The 16903-nt window shown below is 71.8% G+C and carries 19 protein-coding genes; 9 read left to right on the top strand and 10 right to left on the bottom strand.

Annotated elements, in window-relative coordinates; translation table 11 throughout:
• Positions 1-32: 32 nt before the first annotated feature.
• Complete coding sequence (locus tag M6B22_RS09240; RefSeq protein ID WP_269445473.1) at positions 33-554, bottom strand: winged helix-turn-helix transcriptional regulator; 522 nt, start codon at positions 552-554, stop codon at positions 33-35.
• A gap of 62 nt (positions 555-616) precedes the next feature.
• Here M6B22_RS09240 and M6B22_RS09235 point away from each other — a divergent pair, with 62 nt between their 5' ends.
• Both M6B22_RS09235 and M6B22_RS09230 read left to right on the top strand, forming a co-directional pair.
• Positions 617-2074 carry an MFS transporter gene (locus M6B22_RS09235; protein ID WP_269445472.1) on the top strand — a complete coding sequence of 486 codons (1458 nt, stop codon included), beginning with the start codon at positions 617-619 and terminating at the stop codon, positions 2072-2074.
• Between the two features lie 34 nt (positions 2075-2108).
• On the top strand, positions 2109-3281 hold the full coding sequence (locus M6B22_RS09230) for a GmrSD restriction endonuclease domain-containing protein (protein ID WP_269445471.1): 1173 nt from the start codon (positions 2109-2111) through the stop codon (positions 3279-3281).
• Positions 3282-3338: 57 nt separating this feature from the next.
• On the opposite strand, the gene M6B22_RS09225 is transcribed toward M6B22_RS09230, so the two are convergent.
• Positions 3339-3647 (bottom strand): hypothetical protein, encoded by a 309-nt coding sequence (locus M6B22_RS09225; protein ID WP_269445470.1) that lies wholly within the window; start codon positions 3645-3647, stop codon positions 3339-3341.
• A 148-nt stretch (positions 3648-3795) separates the two neighbouring features.
• On the opposite strand from M6B22_RS09225, the gene M6B22_RS09220 reads away from it, so the two are divergent.
• On the top strand, positions 3796-4311 hold the full coding sequence (locus tag M6B22_RS09220) for a DUF1203 domain-containing protein (protein WP_269445469.1): 516 nt from the start codon (positions 3796-3798) through the stop codon (positions 4309-4311).
• Here M6B22_RS09220 and M6B22_RS09215 read toward each other — a convergent pair.
• Positions 4282-5097: an alpha/beta hydrolase gene (locus M6B22_RS09215; RefSeq protein WP_269445468.1), complete on the bottom strand. Its 816-nt coding sequence runs from the start codon at positions 5095-5097 to the stop codon at positions 4282-4284. The genes M6B22_RS09220 and M6B22_RS09215 overlap by 30 nt on opposite strands.
• 345 nt (positions 5098-5442) lie before the next feature.
• On the opposite strand from M6B22_RS09215, the gene M6B22_RS09210 reads away from it, so the two are divergent.
• The 4 genes from M6B22_RS09210 to M6B22_RS09195 are packed head-to-tail and all read left to right on the top strand — an operon-like array spanning position 5443 to position 9404.
• Positions 5443-6489 carry a glycosyltransferase family protein gene (locus tag M6B22_RS09210; protein WP_269445467.1) on the top strand — a complete coding sequence of 349 codons (1047 nt, stop codon included), beginning with the start codon at positions 5443-5445 and terminating at the stop codon, positions 6487-6489.
• Between the two features lie 8 nt (positions 6490-6497).
• The gene (locus M6B22_RS09205; protein ID WP_407935671.1) at positions 6498-7559 is read left to right on the top strand and encodes a glycosyltransferase; all 1062 of its coding nucleotides are present in this window, start codon (positions 6498-6500) and stop codon (positions 7557-7559) included.
• Positions 7546-8583, top strand: a complete 1038-nt coding sequence (locus M6B22_RS09200) for a glycosyltransferase (protein ID WP_269445465.1) — start codon at positions 7546-7548, stop codon at positions 8581-8583. The genes M6B22_RS09205 and M6B22_RS09200 overlap by 14 nt, the downstream gene beginning before the upstream one ends.
• Positions 8568-9404, top strand: a complete 837-nt coding sequence (locus M6B22_RS09195; protein ID WP_269445464.1) for a glycosyltransferase family 2 protein — start codon at positions 8568-8570, stop codon at positions 9402-9404. The genes M6B22_RS09200 and M6B22_RS09195 overlap by 16 nt, the downstream gene beginning before the upstream one ends.
• 74 nt (positions 9405-9478) lie before the next feature.
• Here M6B22_RS09195 and M6B22_RS09190 read toward each other — a convergent pair whose 3' ends face one another.
• The 7 genes from M6B22_RS09190 to M6B22_RS09160 all read right to left on the bottom strand — a co-directional run bounded on the left by M6B22_RS09190 (position 9479) and on the right by M6B22_RS09160 (position 15215).
• A complete protein-coding gene (locus M6B22_RS09190) occupies positions 9479-10828 on the bottom strand; it encodes a cryptochrome/photolyase family protein (RefSeq protein WP_269445463.1) in 1350 nt (449 codons plus the stop codon).
• On the bottom strand, positions 10825-11484 hold the full coding sequence (locus tag M6B22_RS09185; protein WP_269445462.1) for a CPBP family intramembrane glutamic endopeptidase: 660 nt from the start codon (positions 11482-11484) through the stop codon (positions 10825-10827). The genes M6B22_RS09190 and M6B22_RS09185 overlap by 4 nt, the downstream gene beginning before the upstream one ends.
• Before the next feature lie 95 nt (positions 11485-11579).
• Positions 11580-12476: an NAD(P)H-binding protein gene (locus M6B22_RS09180; RefSeq protein ID WP_269445461.1), complete on the bottom strand. Its 897-nt coding sequence runs from the start codon at positions 12474-12476 to the stop codon at positions 11580-11582.
• 27 nt (positions 12477-12503) lie between these two features.
• Positions 12504-13001: a TspO/MBR family protein gene (locus M6B22_RS09175; protein WP_269445460.1), complete on the bottom strand. Its 498-nt coding sequence runs from the start codon at positions 12999-13001 to the stop codon at positions 12504-12506.
• A 74-nt stretch (positions 13002-13075) separates the two neighbouring features.
• Entirely contained in the window at positions 13076-13693 is a 618-nt protein-coding gene (locus tag M6B22_RS09170) for a hypothetical protein (RefSeq protein WP_269445459.1), read from the bottom strand.
• A 25-nt stretch (positions 13694-13718) separates the two neighbouring features.
• Entirely contained in the window at positions 13719-14423 is a 705-nt protein-coding gene (locus M6B22_RS09165; RefSeq protein ID WP_269445458.1) for a class F sortase, read from the bottom strand.
• 18 nt (positions 14424-14441) lie between these two features.
• Positions 14442-15215, bottom strand: a complete 774-nt coding sequence (locus tag M6B22_RS09160; RefSeq protein ID WP_269445457.1) for a hypothetical protein — start codon at positions 15213-15215, stop codon at positions 14442-14444.
• A gap of 318 nt (positions 15216-15533) precedes the next feature.
• Between M6B22_RS09160 and sigK the strand changes: the two genes are divergently transcribed.
• Positions 15534-16130, top strand: a complete 597-nt coding sequence (sigK, locus tag M6B22_RS09155; RefSeq protein WP_407935670.1) for an ECF RNA polymerase sigma factor SigK — start codon at positions 15534-15536, stop codon at positions 16128-16130.
• The gene (locus M6B22_RS09150; protein ID WP_269445455.1) at positions 16117-16848 is read left to right on the top strand and encodes an anti-sigma factor; all 732 of its coding nucleotides are present in this window, start codon (positions 16117-16119) and stop codon (positions 16846-16848) included. The genes sigK and M6B22_RS09150 overlap by 14 nt, the downstream gene beginning before the upstream one ends.
• Positions 16849-16903 lie beyond the last annotated feature (55 nt).

Raw genomic sequence — 16903 nt, 5'->3', positions numbered from 1 at the left:
AGCGGATCAGCTCCGGATAGCCGCCGTAGCTGTCAACTTTCGGGAACGAGCGGTGTCAGCAGCCGGTGCGGCCGGCGCAGCAGCACGCTCACCCGGTCGCTGCGACCGGGCTCGCCGGAGCCGGCCGGCGGCATCGCGAGCACCTCGGCGGGCCCGGGCACGCTGCCGCAGCGCGGGCAGCGTCCGGTGTCCTCGAGCCGGGTGTGGCAGGTCGCGTGCGCGAACGATCGGCCGGGGGTGCCGTCGCCGGCGAACCGCTGTCCCCAGCTCCAGAGCGCGAACAGGCTGGGCCACAGGGCCACGCCCGCCTCGGTGAGCTCGTAGCCCGGATGACCATCGCCCTCCTGGCGCCGGACCAGCCCGGCCTCCGTGAGCGTGTTCAGCCGATCGGTCAGCACTGCCCGCGAGATGTCCAGATGCGCGAGCAGGTCGGTGAACCGGTGCACCCCGTAGAACAGGTCCCGGATGACGAGCATCGTCCAGCGCTCCCCGACGATCTCCAGTGCCCGCGCCAGGCTGCAGTTCTGCGCCGCGTAACCGATCCCGAGGGCCATGTCCTCAGATTAGCAAGAAAATAGTCTGTTCATCAGACCGAGTTGGCTCTAGAGTTGGTCTGATGAACAGACTAACCTTGGATCGAGTCGAGCCCACGCCCGCCGAGGGGGTGGGGGAACGTTCGAGCCGGCTGGCGCCGACGCTCGCGATCGTCGCCGCGGGCACCTTCCTGGCGCTGGTCACCTATACCGGGCCGCTCGGGAACCTGCCCACCGTGGCGCGGGCACTCGCGGCCGGCGCGAACGGCCAGACCTGGATCCTGAGCTCGACGAGCGTCGCCCTGGCCGCCGTCCTGTTGACGGCCGGGGCGCTCGCCGACGACCACGGCCGCCGCCGGGTCTTCGTCGCCGGAAATGCGCTGATCGCGGCCGGCTCGCTCGCCTGCGCGCTGGCAACATCCACCGCCCCGTTCATCCTCGGCCGCCTGGTCGAGGGAGTCGGCAGCGCCGGAATCGTGGCCTCCAGCCTCGGTCTCGTGGCGGCTCTCGCGCGGACGCCGGCCGACCGGGCGATGATCAGCGGCGTGTGGGGTGCCAGCGTCGGCGGCGGCATCGCCGCCGGCCCGGTGATCACCGGGTTCCTCGACGAACTGCACCTGTGGCGCGGGTTCTACGCGTTGCTGGCGCTCGGCACGGTGGCGCTGGCCCTGGTGGCCCAGCGGGTTGCGGCCGAGTCGGTCGCGCCGACGCCGCGTCCGGTTGACCTTCCCGGCGCGGGTGCCTTGGGTCTGGCGCTCGTCCTCGCCCTCGTGGCACTCACCGAAGGACGCGACGGGCTCACCCCCTGGGTTGCCACCGCCGGCGGCGGCGCGCTCGCCGCCGCCGCCCTGTTCGTCGTCGTCGAGCGGCGTCGGCGCGCGCCCATGCTCGAACTGCACCTGTTCCGGGATCGGCAGTTCACCGGGGCCACAGTGGCTGCGCTGGGCACCGGTATCGGCGTCATCGGTGTCATGTCGTTCTCCTGCAACTTCTTCATCACCGAACTCGGGCTCTCCTCGCTCGGCGCGGCGCTGCTGCTGCTCGCCTGGTCCGGCGCGAGCACGGGCGCGGCACTGCTGGCGCGGTGCCTCCCGCCGGCCCTGCAGGGACCGCGTCAGCTGACCCTCGGTCTGGCCGGCGTCGCCGTCGGCGAACTGGCCATGGTGGGCGCCGTGCCCGGCCCGGTGTGGCACCTGGTGCCGGGCCTGGCCGTAGCCGGCGTCGCCAGCGGCGTCCTCAACGCCGGGCTGGGCAGGCAGGCGGTCGCGACCGTCCCGCCGGAGCGGGCATCGGTCGGCAGCGGCGCGAACAACACCGCCCGCTACCTCGGTTCGTCGATCGGTGTGACCCTCGTGGTCATCGTCGCCACGCGCACCGGCGCCGGTTCACGTCCGGGCTTCGCCGGCTGGAACCACGCGCTGATCCTGTCCGCGTGCGCCGCTCTGGTCACCGCGGTCGTCGTCGCCGCGCTGACCCGCCGGGAAAACTCGTCGAGCCGCAATCCACGCGGAACCCGGATAACCGCGACACCCCGGACTTGACGCGCACCTCACACGCCCTGCAGGGTTGCTCTCAGTGAAAACGATCTTGCGGTTCTGTCACGCGCACCCGAAGTGGGCGAGCGGGCTCGGTGCTGCGCTCGCGCTGGTGGTCGTGATCGGCGCGGTCGGTGACAACGGCCGGCCGCCGCACCCGGACGCACACGTCGCGAACTCGACCGGTTCGCCGGCGCCGTCGCGCGCCACGACCGATCGCGACAGCCCTGCATCGCCCGGGGACGGCAGCGCGGACCCGCTCTCGAGCACCGCCGCGGTGCGCAGTTCGGCTGCCCCGAAGCCGAGCGCCGTTCGCGCGGACGGGGTGACCGCGTCCAGCACCGCGACGGCTGTACTGGACACGCTCGTCATCAAGGGGCGCGCGCCGAAGACGGACTACAGCCGCGGTCAGTTCGGCGCCGCGTGGACAGACGACAACGACGACCCCGGCGGCCACAACGGGTGCCGCACCCGAGACGACATCCTCGCCCGGGACCTGACCGACGTGGTGCGCGCCGATGGCTGCAAGGTCACCTCCGGCGTGCTCGTCGATCCGTACACCGGCAGGACGATCACGTTCCGGTACGGGCAGGGTACGTCCAGCGCGGTCCAGATCGATCATGTCGTCGCGCTGTCGGACGCCTGGCAGAAGGGTGCCCAGTACTGGGACGCGCGCAGGCGGGTCGACTTGGCCAATGATCCGCTGAACCTGCTAGCGGTCGACGGACCGACGAATCAGGGCAAGGGCGACGGCGACGCGGCGACCTGGCTGCCGCCGAACAAGGCCTACCGCTGCGCGTACGTCGCACGACAGGTCGCGGTCAAGGCCCGCTACGGGTTGTGGATGACCCGGGCTGAGCGCGACGCGATCGCGCGCGTGCTGTCCGCCTGCCCCGGGCAGCGGGTGCCGACCGAAGCCGGCGCGCCGCCGACGGTCCGGCCGCACAGCAGCGCTGAGCCGGCACCGAGCACGTACCACTCGCCGGCTGCGCCCACGACGAGGGCAGCGGTGGTGCAACCGTCGGCCACCAGCGCGAAGTCCTACGCGAACTGCACCGCGCTACGTCAGGACTACCCGCACGGGGTCGGACGACCCGGCGCCCGCGATCACACCAGCGGCAAGCCCGACACCCGGTTCTTCGTGTCGGCGGCACTGTACGACGCCAACACCAAGAGCGACCGCGACAAGGACGGCATCGCCTGCGAGGCCTGATGAACCTGCGAGGCCTGATGAACTAGTGGCCGCCGAGCTCAGCAGGGTGAGGCGGGCTCACGACCCGCTGAGCGTGTACTCCACGTTGTGAACCTTGATCTTCTTGCCGTAGCGGGGGAAGCTGCGGGTCGCGGGAGTGGCGCCGCTGGCGACGAGTAGCTTGGCGAGCTCGGTCGCCGCCTCGTCGTAGAACTTGCCCTGGTTCTTGTTGTACCAGGGGTCGTCGTGCGGGTTCGGCGTCATCTTGTAGCTCTGCGCGGGCTTGGACCCTTCCTTGTACTTGACGGTGATCCCGCGGCTCTTGCCGTTGCCGAACGTCTTCTCGGCCCAGTGCACGTTCGCGTCACCGTGCTTGATGTCCCCCATTGCGGACTCCCGTTTCAGAAGAAGGCGAAGTACGTGGTGACCATATTGCCGCCCTGAGCGCGTAGCAACAGCAGCTGAGGTGCCCGAAACGAGGACTGAGGCCGCACGGCTGATCTCACGTTCGGGCACCGCCGTTCGTCTGCAGGGTATGGACACCCAGACGACCACCACCTTGCTCGTGCACGCCATCGATCCCGCGCGGCTGGCCGCCGTCTACGACACCGGCACCGACGCTCACGGCAATCGCCTCCTTCGGCTCGCCGCCACCGGCGAGGGCGAGCCGCTGCGTTGTTGCCTGCGGTTCGCCGAGCCCGGTGAGCAGATCGCGCTGATCTCCTATGCACCGTTCGACCACCCGTCCGTGTGGACCGAGGTGGGCCCGGTCTACATCCACGCCGCGCGCTGCGCGGGCTATACGCCGAACGGCCGGTTACCCGAGCAACTGAGCTCCGGACCGCGGGTCCTGCGCACCTACCGGGACGACGACTCGATGAACTACGAGCACAACACGGTCGTCACCAACGACGCCGATCTCGCCCCGATCATCGAGCGGCTGCTCGCCGAGCCGGACGTCGCGACCGTGCACGTACGCAGCCTGGCTCCGCAGTGCTTCCACTACTCGGTCAAGGCCGGATCAGCCTACGCCGGACGACCCGCGGCGTGAGCCCGGCTCGGTCCGGGTGTGTGCGAGCTGGCGGGACAGGAACTCCTCGTCGAGGCCGAACCACTGGATGGTGCGGTGATCGCCCGGATTGGCATGCAGCGTCTTCTCCGTCGAGGCGAAGGCATCGAACAGCGCGAGCGCGGACTGCCGGTCGACGTGCTCGTCGTCCCACGGCAGAAGGAACTGGACGGGAACGGTGATCCGCTTCGCCGCCTCGAGCTGGCTTTCGGTCACGAAGAACCCGCCACCGAAGACGGCAGCTCGGATCCTGGGTTCGACCGCCGTCAGCGGTATCCCGATCGCGGTGCCCAGCGAGATGCCGCCGCCGTACCCGATCGGCGCGTCGGTGCCCACCTCGGGCAGGCCCTGAAGCGCGTCCAGCGTCGCCTGCCATTCCGGCACGGCGCGGTCCGCGAGCCAGGCGCCGTAGCCGATGCTGATCGAGGCGAATCGCTCGTTGTCGCCGGCCGCCACCGCCTGCCGAAGATCGTGCCGGGTCTGCTCGTCCCGCTCGGTGCGCGGGCGTGCGCCGTGACCGGGCGCGTCGATGGCCACGACCGTGAACCCGTAGGCGCTCACGTAGTGGTGGGCGCGGGCCGCGAGCGCGGGCGTCTTCTTGTGCAGGCCGCCGCCGTGACCCATCAGCACGAGGGGTGCGCCGTGCGGGCCGGATGGGCGCGACCACAACACCCCGGGGACCTCGCCCACGGTGAAGTCGCGTTCGAGAACGCCGTTCGGCGATGCCTGGGAAGTGAGATTCTGCGCGGTGAACTGCAAGGATTGCATGGCTGGTGCCCTTCGCCGGAGTGATCCTGGCGCTCCCGGCGACCCTTACCTCAATCGCGCGACCGTGACGACGAGGGGGAGCACCCATGTCGGTAGTGCGTTCATGGGTCTCACCTCCCCGGGCGATGTCACGGTCCGCCGCACGTTACCCGCCGGATCTCAGGCCGCCCACCGGTTTTCGGCAGCGGGCGTCGGCTGGAGAGGCCGCTCGTCGGTCGCAACGGGCCGTGCGTCGTTTTGGCTGCCGTCCGGCCGGGTACCCATCCGGAGCCGGCTCAACAGCTAGCCGAGCGCGAGCCGGGGACAACAATGACGACGTCGATGTCGGCGACGGAGTCGGCAACGATGCGGGTTGCATCGGTGCCGGCCAACCACGTCTATGTACAGCATCTCAGCGACCCGAGCGGGTCCGATCGCGTGCACCGCCTGGCCGATCCGGCTCCCGCGGATGCCGAGCCCGGTCAGTGGTGGCCGCCCGCGATGCTCCGAGCCGATTGGGTCCGCAAGCACCACCACGAGTTCGACGTCATGCACGTCCAGTTCGGCTTCGACGCGCAGGACCCCGCCGACCTGGCCGCGCTGATCGGCGAACTCGACCGCTGCGGCAAACCACTCGTGTACACCGCGCACGATCTGCGCAACCCGCATCACATCGACCCGGGCGCGCACCGCCAGCACCTGGACATTCTCATCCCTGCGGCTGCCGAGGTGATCACGCTGACGACGGGGGCCGCGGACGTGATCGAGCGTAGGTGGGGCGTGCGGCCCCTGGTGCTTCCCCACCCGCATGTCGCCGAGTTCGAGCGGATGGCGCAGCCGCGCGCACGTCACGACGGCTGGACGGTAGGCCTGCACGCGAAGAGCCTGCGGGCCAGCATGGACCCGCTTCCGGTGGCGGCGGCCGTGCTGGACGCGCTGCGTGACCTTCCCGGCGCCCGGTTGCAGGTGAACATCCATCACGACGTGTTCGACGAGGACGGTCGCCGCCACGATCACGAGCTGTCCAGCTGGCTTCGCGTCGCGGCGGCCGACGGGCGGTTGGACCTGGTCGTCCACGACTGCTTCAGCGACGACGAGCTCTGGGACTACCTCCAGTCGCTGGACGTGTCCGTGCTTCCCTATCGGTTCGGCACCCACTCGGGATGGCTCGAGGCCTGCTACGACCTGGGCACGACCGTCATCGCTCCGAGCTGCGGCTACTACGCCCAGCAGCGGAAGTGCCTGACCTACCGGCACGACGAACGCGGGCTCGACGCCGATTCGCTTCGCGCGGCAGTGCGACTCGCCTACGAGCAGCGTCCGGTGTGGCGTGCCGACGTCGCAGAGCGCAAGCGCGAGCGCTCCGCCGTGGCGGCAGCGCACCGCGGCATCTACGAAGCAGTGGTGCGGTGAGAACAGCGATGCGTATCGCGATCATCGGATCGGCCAGGTACGCGATCAGGGAGCCGTTCGCGGGAGGCCTGGAAGCTCACACCTGGACGTTGACCAACGCGCTGCGCCGGCGTGGGCACGAGATCACCATCTTCGCCGGTCCCGGCTGCGATCCGGCACTCGGCGTGCGCGAGCTGAACGCGAAGTGGCCGCGGATCAGTGCCGCCGCCCGGGCTGACGTGTCGATGACCGCGGACGTGTGGCTCGAGGAGCACCACGCGTATCTCAGCCTCATGCTCGAACTCGCGCGCAGCGGCGACTTCGACGTCGTGCACAACAACAGCCTGCATCACCTGCCGGTGGCGATGGCTTCGGCTCTGCCGGTGCCACTGGTGACCACCTTGCACACCCCGCCGACACCGTGGCTCGAATCGGCGATCCAGTCGGGTCCGTGCCCGGTCACGTTCGTCGCGGTGAGCGAGTTCACCGCCCGCGCGTGGCGGCACGCAGTCAATGCCCGGGTGATCACGAACGGCGTGGACCTCGAGCGCTGGAGCACGGGGCCCGGCGGCGAACGGGTGATCTGGTTCGGCCGGCTGGTTCGCGAGAAGGGCCCTGACCTGGCGATCGCCGCCGCCCGCCTCGCCGGGGTCGGCCTCGACCTGGTCGGGCCGGTTCCCGACCGACGGTTCTTCGACGCCGAGATCGCGCCGCTGCTCGGACCGGAGGTCCGGTACCTGGGAGCCGCTGACCACGGCACGTTGGCGGAGCAGGTCGGGCGGGCGGCCGTCGCCCTGGTCACGCCCCGGTGGGACGAGCCGTACGGCCTGGTCGCGGCCGAGGCGCTCGCCTGTGGCACGCCGGTTGCCGGCTTCGCGCGAGGTGGCATCCCTGAAGTCGTCGGTGCCGACTGCGCGGCGTTGGTCGACGGCGAGGACGTCGTGGCGCTGGCCGCCGCGATCGGGCGCGCGCGGCAGCTGCCCCGCCACGCCGCGCGCGCACACGCGCAGGCGCACTGTGCCGTCGGCCGCATGGTCGACGGGTACGAGGCGCTGTACACCGAGCTGGCTGCCACCGGTGCTGCCGCGTGAGCGGCGGATCATGATCGGCTACTACGTCCACCACGTCGGCACCGGACACCTGCGCCATGCCCGCTGCATCGCCGCCGCCTCGGGCCAGGAGCTCACCGCGCTCTCGTCCCTGCCGCGTCCGGACGACTGGACCGGGCCCTGGATCCAGCTGGACCGGGACGACTCGGCGGAACGTCCCGTCGACCCCACCGGTCACGGTCGGCTGCACTGGTCCCCGCTGCACGACCGGGGTCTCTCGGCGCGCATGCGCACGATCGCCCGTTGGCTCGACACGGCCGCGCCCGCCGTACTGGTGGTCGACGTCTCTGTCGAGGTGAGCGTCTTCGCACGCCTCATGGGGGTACCCGTGGTCGTCATGGGCCTGCCGGGGAAGCGTTCGGACGCCGCACATCAACTCGGCTACTCCGTCGCCGAACTCATCCTCGCGCCGTGGCCACCCGGGCTGGCCGCGATGGACCGGGACCTGCAGCCCTGGGCCCAGCGGACAGCGCACGTCGGTGGCCTGTCCCCGTTCGAGGGGCGTTCGCGCCACCCGCACGACCGGGCGTCATCACGGCGGGTGGTCGTGCTGCAGGGTCGCGGCGGCACCTCCGTCAGCGAGTCGACGGTGCGGTCGGCAGCGGACGCGGCGCCGGGCTGGAGCTGGCAGCGGCTCGGCCCCGGCGCGTGGTGCGCGGATCCGTGGCCGGCGTTGTCGTCGGCGAACGTGGTGATCTGTCACGCCGGCCTCGGCGCGTTGGCCGACGTGGCGGCGGCCGGGTGCCCGGCCATCGTGCTGCCCGAACCGCGCCCGCACGGCGAGCAGTACGCCACGGCGGACGCCCTGCGCACCGCCGGCCTCGCGACGGTGCTCACGAGCTGGCCCCGCCCGCACGAGTGGTCCGAGCTGCTGGCCCGGGCGGCCCGGACCCCGGCGTCGCGATGGTCGAGCTGGTGCCGGTCCGGAGCAGCGCGGGCGGCGCGGCTGATCGACGACGTCGGATCCGGCGCGGGACGGGAGCAGGAGCAGTGCGCGTCGCGGTGATCACGGCGGTGTCCGGCCGGCACCGGCACCTGCAGGTGCAGCGGCAAGCACTCGCGCGGAGCGGGCACCCGGTCGCGGCGCACGTCGTGGTGGCCATGTCCGATCCCGGTGCTGTCAGCGAGAGCGTTGCCGGACCGGCACCGGCCGTCGTTGCGGTGCACGTCCCGGTCCGGGACGAGCAGCTGCCACTGGCGCTGGCTCGCAATGCCGGTGCCGAAGCCGCGCTCGAAGCGGGCGCCGAGCTGCTGGTCTTCCTCGACGTCGACTGCATCCCGGGCCGCGGCACGATCGGCCGCTACGTCCAGGTCGCGCGGCGCGGCGCGCCACGGCTGCTCTGCGGGCCGGTGGCCTACCTGCCCCCGGTACCCACAGCCGGTTACGACCTGGACCGTCTGCCGGAGCTCGCCCGGGCACATCCCGCCCGGCCGGTTCCGGCGGAGGACGCGATCCTTCCCGCTGACGACTCGCGGCTGTTCTGGTCGCTCTCGTTCGCCGTGCTACCGGACGTGTGGCGCCGGGTCGGCGGCTTCTGCGAGCTCTACCGCGGGTACGGCGGCGAGGACACCGACTTCGGGCAGCAGGCGGCCGCCGCGGGGATCGGCATCGACTGGATCGGCGGCGCATGGGCCTACCACCAGTTCCATCCGATCAGCGATCCGCCGCTCGAACACCTCGACGACATCGTGCGCAACGCCGGCGTCTTCCATCGGCGCTGGGGCTGGTGGCCGATGCAGGGCTGGCTCGAAGCGTTCGAGCAGCGTGGCCTGGTCCACTACGACGCCGCGTCCGGATGGCGCCGGACGCGATCCGCCGGGCCGTAACACGGTCGCCAGCTAGTAACACGATCGCGATCTCATGGGTCCGGACCCCGACCGGATCCTGGCGCGGTGTGCCCTCACCGTCTGCCGCGGGCGCGCAGGAACCGCGCGTTGCCCTCGGCGACGTCCACGATCGGATCGGGGTAGTCCAGGGCTGCGCGCCGGCGGGTGGGCAGCAGCCACGGCTCATGGACCGCGGCCCCCGGGATCTCGCTCAGTTCGGGCACGTGACGGCGCACGTATGCACCGTCCGGGTCGTACCGGCGAGCTTGGGCATCGATGTTGTAGATCCGGTTGTAGCGCGAGTCGGTACCGGTGCCGGCCACCCACTGCCAGTTCAGGCTGTTGTTCGCGACGTCGCCGTCGACAAGCTGGTCGGCGAAGTGGGCGGCGCCGAGGCGCCAGTCGAGGTAGAGCGTCTTGGTGAGGAAATGCGCGACCAGCAGGCGGGCCCGGTTGTGCAGCCACCCCTCTTCCGCGAGCTGCCTCATGCCGGCGTCGACGACCGGTATCCCGGTGCGGCCCTGCTGCCACGCGATGAACTCGGCGGGCGCGCTGCGCCAGCGATCCTCGCGGGGGCGCAGGTCGCGGGTCGACGCGTCGCTTCGCGCGGCCAGGACCTGGGCGTGGAAGTCGCGCCAGGCCAGCTGCCGCGCGAAGCCGGCCGTCGTGCCGGAGCGGGCGAGGACGTCGACGGGGGACAGGCAGCCGAAGTGCAGGTACGGCGAGAGGCGGCTGGTGGCGTCGGCGGCGAGGTCGTCGTGAACCTCGTCGTAGCGTCCGGCATCGGTGCGCAGCCAGCGCGCCAGGCGGGACCGGCCGGCGGACTCGCCCCCCGGCGGCAACCGCGGCGCGGTCGGCCCGGGGCAGATGCTGCGCGCCGACGGCAGCAGGCCGGCGGGTGACCCCTTCGGCAGCGCCACGACGCGAGGAGCCGGCAGCGGTGCGCGACGCGACTCGACCAGCCAGCGGCGGTAGTACGCGGAGAACACGCTCATGTGCGCGCCGCCCCCCGAGGGGCGGATGCGCCCGGGGGGCACGGCGAACAGGGCGTCCTCGTGCACCACGAGTTCGCAGGTCAGGGCCTGCGCGAGGTGCCGTTCGCGGCGCTGCGCATACCGGCTGACGTCACCGGCCACGTGAACGGCCCGCGCGCTGACCTGCTCGGCCAGCCGCGCCGTCTCGGCGACGACGTCGCCGCGGCGCACCACAAGTCGTGCCCCGCGGGAGCGAAGCGACCCGTCCAGGTCGCGCAGGCAGTCAGCCAGGAACGTCGCCCGGTTCGGCCGGTTGAATCCGCCGGTGCGGATGTCGTCGTCGAGCACGAACATCGGCAGCACCTGCTCGTGCTCACGCACCGCATGCCACAGCGCCGGGTTGTCGTGCACCCGCAGGTCGCGGGTGAACAGGACCACGCCGACCGTCATCGGCCCCGCCTGCCCGCCGCCGGCTCGCGCGAGGTTTCCGGCAGGAAGCGCAGGGCTTTCGGCAGGTAGCGCAGCATCAACGCGGACCAGGTCAGATGCGTCAGGATCGGTGCCTGGATCCCGCCGTAGATGCGGCGTTGAACGGCGAACAGCGTGCCCATCACCGCCGAGGCGAGCACCAGTGCGGGGTTGCGGGTGGCGCTCGACGCCGCGACGTAGACAGCCGTCGATACCGGCACGGCGCGCCGCCGGCCGATCGCGTTGTACACGGCGCCACGGAAGAACACCTCTTCGCCCACCCCGTTGGCCAAGGCGGTCGCCAGCACCAGCGGACCCGAGCCGCGGGTGGCGTACCGCAGCACGGAGGTGAGCGCCTCGTCGAGGAAGCCGAGGAACCGGAAGCGACGAATCGCCAGCGCCACGGCGACGAACGCGCCGAAGGCGACGACTCCGGTGGCCAGCGGAGCTGTCACCGGCCGGCATTGACCGCCCTCTTCGGTGTCGACGCGCCCCAGGTGCAGGGGACCGGACTTCAGCCCGCCGACCAACCAGGTGCCTGCCACACCGAGCGTGAGCAGGTAGAACCGCGGCGAGTCGGGTTCGGCCGCGAGCGAGGCCCCCAACAGCCCGGCGCCGGCTACGGACGCGCCCGCCACGACCCGCCGTCGGTGCGCGAGTGTGGCTCCGCTCTCGGCGGGCGCCGTGCGTGCAGCAGCGCGAGGCAGGCCGGCACGCGGCCCTCGCCCTCGATTCACCGCGCATCACCTGCGGCCCGTTCACCGAGCGCGACGCGTACTGCGGCGTCGTAACCCATCGGGTCGAACGGCAGCAGCGTGCGGATTCCGTCGTCGTGGGCCACTGCCTCGTTGATCATCGAGTTCACGAGCGCACGGCCGGTGCGCACGTCGACGTCGGTCACGAGCGCGAGCCACAGCGATGACAGCCCGGGCGACAGCAGCGGCACCGGCAGAATCAGTATCGGCCGACCCTCGATCGCCGCGACCCGACGCAGCATGTCGGCGTAGCTGAGCACGTCCGGGCCGCCGATCTCGAACACCCGCCCGATCGTCTCGGCGCGGTCCAGCACGCCGACGAGATACCGGACGACGTCCGCGGCGGCGATCGGCTGGGTCCGGGTCCGCACCCAGCGCGGGGTGATCATCGCCGGCAGGTGTTCGACCAGCTGCCGGGTGATCTCCCAAGAAATGCCGCCATGGCCGACGATGATGCCGGCGCGCAGGGTCGTTACCGGCACACCCGCCTCACCGAGCAGCCCCTCGACCCGGCGGCGGCTGCGCAGGTGCGTCGACAGGTCGTCCTCGTCGGCGCCGAGACCGCCCAGATAGACCAGCTGGCGCACTCCGGCATCGGCCGCGGCACGACCGAAGGTGCGCGCCGCGGCAGCGTCCTTTTCCTCGTAGTCGGCGCTCGCCAGCGAATGCACCAGGTAGTAGGCGGCGACGCAGCCGTCCAACGCCGCACGTACCGACGCCGCGTCGAGGGCGTCTGCGCGCACCGGCGTGCCGGCGCCGTGATAGCGGTCCGGCGCCGCCCTCGTCATCGCTCGCACCTCGACACCTGCCTCGCGCAACGCCGGGCACAGTCTGCGCCCGATGAAACCGGACGCTCCCGCCACGAGCACTCTCATCCGCTCACCCCGCTGCCGGCCGGTCAGCTACCGGGCGATCGGCTGGTGCTGCGCGCCGCGGTTGCGGCGTGCGATCTCCGCCGCGAGGACGGTGGCGAACCCGGACCAGGCCGCGTACGGGACCAACGCGGCTGCAGCTGCCGGCGACACCCGCCGCGCACGCCTGATCAGGTCGGACGCGGAGAGCGTCAGCACAGCGGCATGCGCCGCGGCGGCCGGCAGGCGCCTCGCCCGAAAGAAGGTCCACGTCCATGAGGCGTTGAGCGCCAGATTGATCCCGAACGCCGTCGCGAAGCGGGCTCGTTGGCGTCCCCGGCCGGCGTTCCACACGGCTCCGCCCGCGCCGGCGACCAGCGCGTACAGCCCGGTCCATACCGGCCCGAACGCCGCTCGGGGCGGTTGCCATGCCGGCGTGTCCAGCCGGTCGTCCCACCCCGTTGCCGTCGCGGCACCCCCGACGGCGGCGGCTGCCGCAACGGCCAGGCCGTGCCCCGCGTAGCCGTGCCACGCCGCGTGAGTGCCCATGAACCGTCCTCAATTCTCGTGCTCTCCGGTCGAGTGGTCGTACCCCCGCCGGCGGTGCGCCGAAACGCGGGGACTCAATCGCCCGTCCAGCAGCCCAGGATGTCGGAGGCGATCTCGTACGCGAAGTCTGCCCGCTTCTGGCCCTGGGTGCCGAACACGGCGGGCAGGGCGGTCGCGTCGACGTGCAGCACGTCGTTGTCCTTGCGCAGCAGGACATTGCCGGCTGCCGTGCCGAACGCGCCCTCGGTGAGGCCGGCGAGGTCGGTGGTCGTGCCGAGCCGCCTGCGCGCGTCCGCCAGGTAGCGAGCGGCCGCAGCGCCGTCGGCCGACTCGGTCACCGACAGCACGAACGGTCCGGCGGGCAGCCGATAGCTACAGGTGTAGGTGTGCGCGCGCCAGGTCGCCGTCGCGGTCGGCCGGTCGGGCAGCGCAAGCACCTGCGCGATGTCCGCGCGCGTTTCGTCGCTGCAGATCATCAGGGCGGCGGCCGAGGGACCGCTCTGCTGCGAACTGGCCGACGGCGCCATCGCGCCCATCGTGGATCCGTCCGGCATCACCATGCCGGGCGTCATCGCGGCGCCGGTCGGCCCCGCCATCCGGGCCGGCTGGTCAGCTCCGGCGGACGACGCGCAACCGGCCAGCAGCACTGCACTCGCGGCGACCAGCGCCGCCCATCTGCGGGGTGCCTTCATCTCGTGTCCTTCCACAGGGTCGAACTCAGCTCGGGTGTGCCGACACCAGCGCGGCGTAGGCGACGATGTTGGACTCGTAGCTGTGCCGGGCCGGGTCGAAGGTTCCGCCGCAGGTGATCAGCCGCAGCGCGGCGTGGTCGGTGTTGCCGTACACGGCGAGGGTGGGGAACTGCGCCTTGCGGTACTCGACCACCCGCTCGACCTCGAAGACCGCGACGGTGCGGTCGGCCAGCGTGATCGAGATGCGGTCGCGCTGCCGCAGGTCGCCGAGCCGGAAGAACACGCCTGGGCCGTAGGCCGCCGAGTCGATATGACCGAGGACGACCGAGGGTCCGAGCTCTCCGGGAGTCGGCGAGTACTTGTACCAGCCCGCATGCGAGTCACGCCCGAGCGGCGGCACCTGCACCGACCCGTCCGGGTTGAGGCCGAGTTGCTGCACCTTGGTATCCACCCCGATCGCCGGGATGGCCAGCCGGACCGGTAGTGAACGCGCCAGGATCGGGCCGCGGGTGCGCGGCGACGTCCGGCCCGTTCCGGTCCGCCCGGAGGGCGAGGCATCGCTTGGGCTGCCCGTCCTCGGGACGATCGAGACGGGGCTGGCCGCCGACGGAGGGGGCTGCGGCGCCGACTGCTGCGCGCGGAGCCCGACCACCAGCGCGAGGACGCCGGCGATCAGCAACCCCACGCCCGCCGCGGCGAACACGCGGGCACGGCGGGCGTGGGTGCTCATCTCTCGGCTACCCGCAGGTCAGCTCTGCCGGGCGAAGCGACGACGCGCTGCGAACGCGCCACCCGCGGCGAGGATCAGGCCGCCGCTGACGCCGAGCAGTGCCGCGTCCTCGACGCCGGACGTGCTGCCGCCACCGGTGTCCGGAGCACCACCGGGGATGGTGGACATCTGCGACGCGGCCAGCACGCCGCACAGCGCCGGCGAGGTGGCGGCGAGGGGCAGCGACGGGACCAGGTTGCTCTTCTCGCCCTGCGCCTTCTTGCTCAGGGTCGACGGGTCGAGCCCGTGCACCACGACGACCGCGGTTCCCGCCTTCAGCGCCGCGATCGTGGCGGCGTTCATGGTGAAGGTGCGCTTGTAGTCCGCGCTTCCGCCGCTCGGAGCGACGGTCAGCGTGGTGGCCGCCTTGGCGCTGGTGTCGCCCGTGGTCGCCAGGGTGGTGCCGATCTTGCCGTACGACGGCTGCCCCTCGACGGTGTCCACGATGCCGTCACCGTTCTTGTCGGCGGACATCGCCGGGCAGGTGCCCATACCGTCGATGTGGATGTGCTGCACATGCGGGTACGGATTGCCGCTGAACGTCGTCGCCAGACCGGTGTAGTGCTCGGTCACCGTGGCGCGGTCCCCGTTCAGGCTGATGCTCAGGGTTCCCGAGCCGCTCGCGTGGTTGAGCGCGTCCAGGGTTGCCTGGTAGTTGGTCGAACTCGGTGCGGCGCTGGCCGGCATCGCCAGGCCCAGGCCGGTGATCCCGATCGCGGCGATCGGCACGGCCCAGCGCAGAAGCTTGTTCATGCTGTGTTCCCTTCGACTTGACGTCGCCGGACGGCTGCCCGGTGTCGGACGGGCCGCGTTGACGCGGCGGTCCGGCTCAGCAGGACGCCTCGGCCCGATGGCAGCAGTTCGGAGCCGAGCCCTACCCGGATTGGACGGCGCGCGAAATGCCGTGCGGCGCCCCGCCAATCCACACCGCGCGCGGCACCGAATCACCGTCGACAGGGATGTATCGGATCGCCGGAGGTGGGTGTCGTGCAGCAGGCCGATCCGTGGCGCACCACCGCGCCGCGCCGCGGCCGGCCGGCCGGGTCTGTCACAGTGAACGACGTGCGGTTCCTGCGGACGTCGGCGACCGGTGACGGCGGGCACGACGACCCGGACCCGGATCCGGCCGGCCTGCTCGCGGCCTCGGCGCGCGGTGACCAGGGCGCGTTCGCGCGGCTCTACGACCTGACGGCGGCGCGGGTGCACGGCATGGTGCTGCGGGTCGTCCGGGACCCGGCGCAGGCAGCCGAGGTGACCCAGGACGTGTACCTGCAGATCTGGCGCGAGTCGGCGCGCTTCGACCCGACGGCCGGCGCCGTGCTGCCCTGGCTGCTGATGATCGCGCACCGCCGGGCGGTCGACCGGGTCCGGGCCGCCCAGTCGAGCACGCTGCGCGAGGACCGCTACGCCGCGGTGCACACCGATCGTCCCTACGATCAGGTCAGCGAGCAGGTGCAGGCCGGTCTCGACGCGCAACGCGTGCACAAGGCGCTGGCGGACCTGACCGAGGTGCAGCGCGAGGCGATCACCCTCGCCTACCTCGGCGGTTACACGCATCGGGAGGTCGCCGAACTGCTGCACCTGCCGTTGGGAACGGTGAAGACCCGGGTCCGCGACGGCCTGATCCGACTACGAGATGCCCTGGGGGTGTGCGATGAGCAGTCATGAGTTCAGCGGCCTGACCGGTGCCTACGCCCTCGACGCCCTCGACGAGCAGGAGCGTGCCCAGTTCGAGGCCCATCTGGCGGGCTGCGCGGACTGCGCCGCCGAGGTGCGCAGCCTGCGGGCCGCGGCCGCGGAGCTGAGCCACACGACCTCGACCGCTCCGCCGCCCGGGCTGCGGGCAGACATCCTGGACGCGATCGGGACGGTCCGGCCGCTGCCGCCGGCCGGTGACAACGTCGTCGAGCTTTCCACCCGCCGGAGCAGCCGATGGCTCTGGCAGTCGGTCGCCGCCGCGTGCCTGCTGCTCGCGGTGGCCGCGACGGCGTGGGGGTACCAGCAGCATCGCGACGCCGGCCGGCGCCAGGACCGCTCTGCGGCGATCATCTCGGTGCTCGAGAACCCGGACGTCCGTACCGTCACCGGAGCGGTCGGCGGCACCGGGCAGGCGACGCTCCTCTACTCCAAGGCCGAGCATCGATTCGTGCTGCTGGGCCGCGACGTGCCCGCGCCCTCCGCCGATCACACCTACCAGCTGTGGATGATCGATCCACATGGTGCCGCGACCTCGGCCGGTGTGTTCCGGCCGGATGCGAAGGGCAATGTCCTGGTGCAGGCGAGCGGCGACCTGACCGGGGCGGCGAGCATGGGCATCTCGCTCGAGCCGGACGGCGGTTCCAGCCGGCCGACGCCAGGCGCGATCCTCGCCGTGATGACGATCTGACGCGGCGTTGTCGGAATACCCCATGGGGGTATCCTGGTTCGAGCGTGCAGCGACC

The organism is Jatrophihabitans cynanchi (assembly GCF_027247405.1).
Classification (GTDB): domain Bacteria; phylum Actinomycetota; class Actinomycetes; order Mycobacteriales; family Jatrophihabitantaceae; genus Jatrophihabitans_B; species Jatrophihabitans_B cynanchi.
This window is presented reverse-complemented; position numbering and strand designations above follow the sequence as displayed.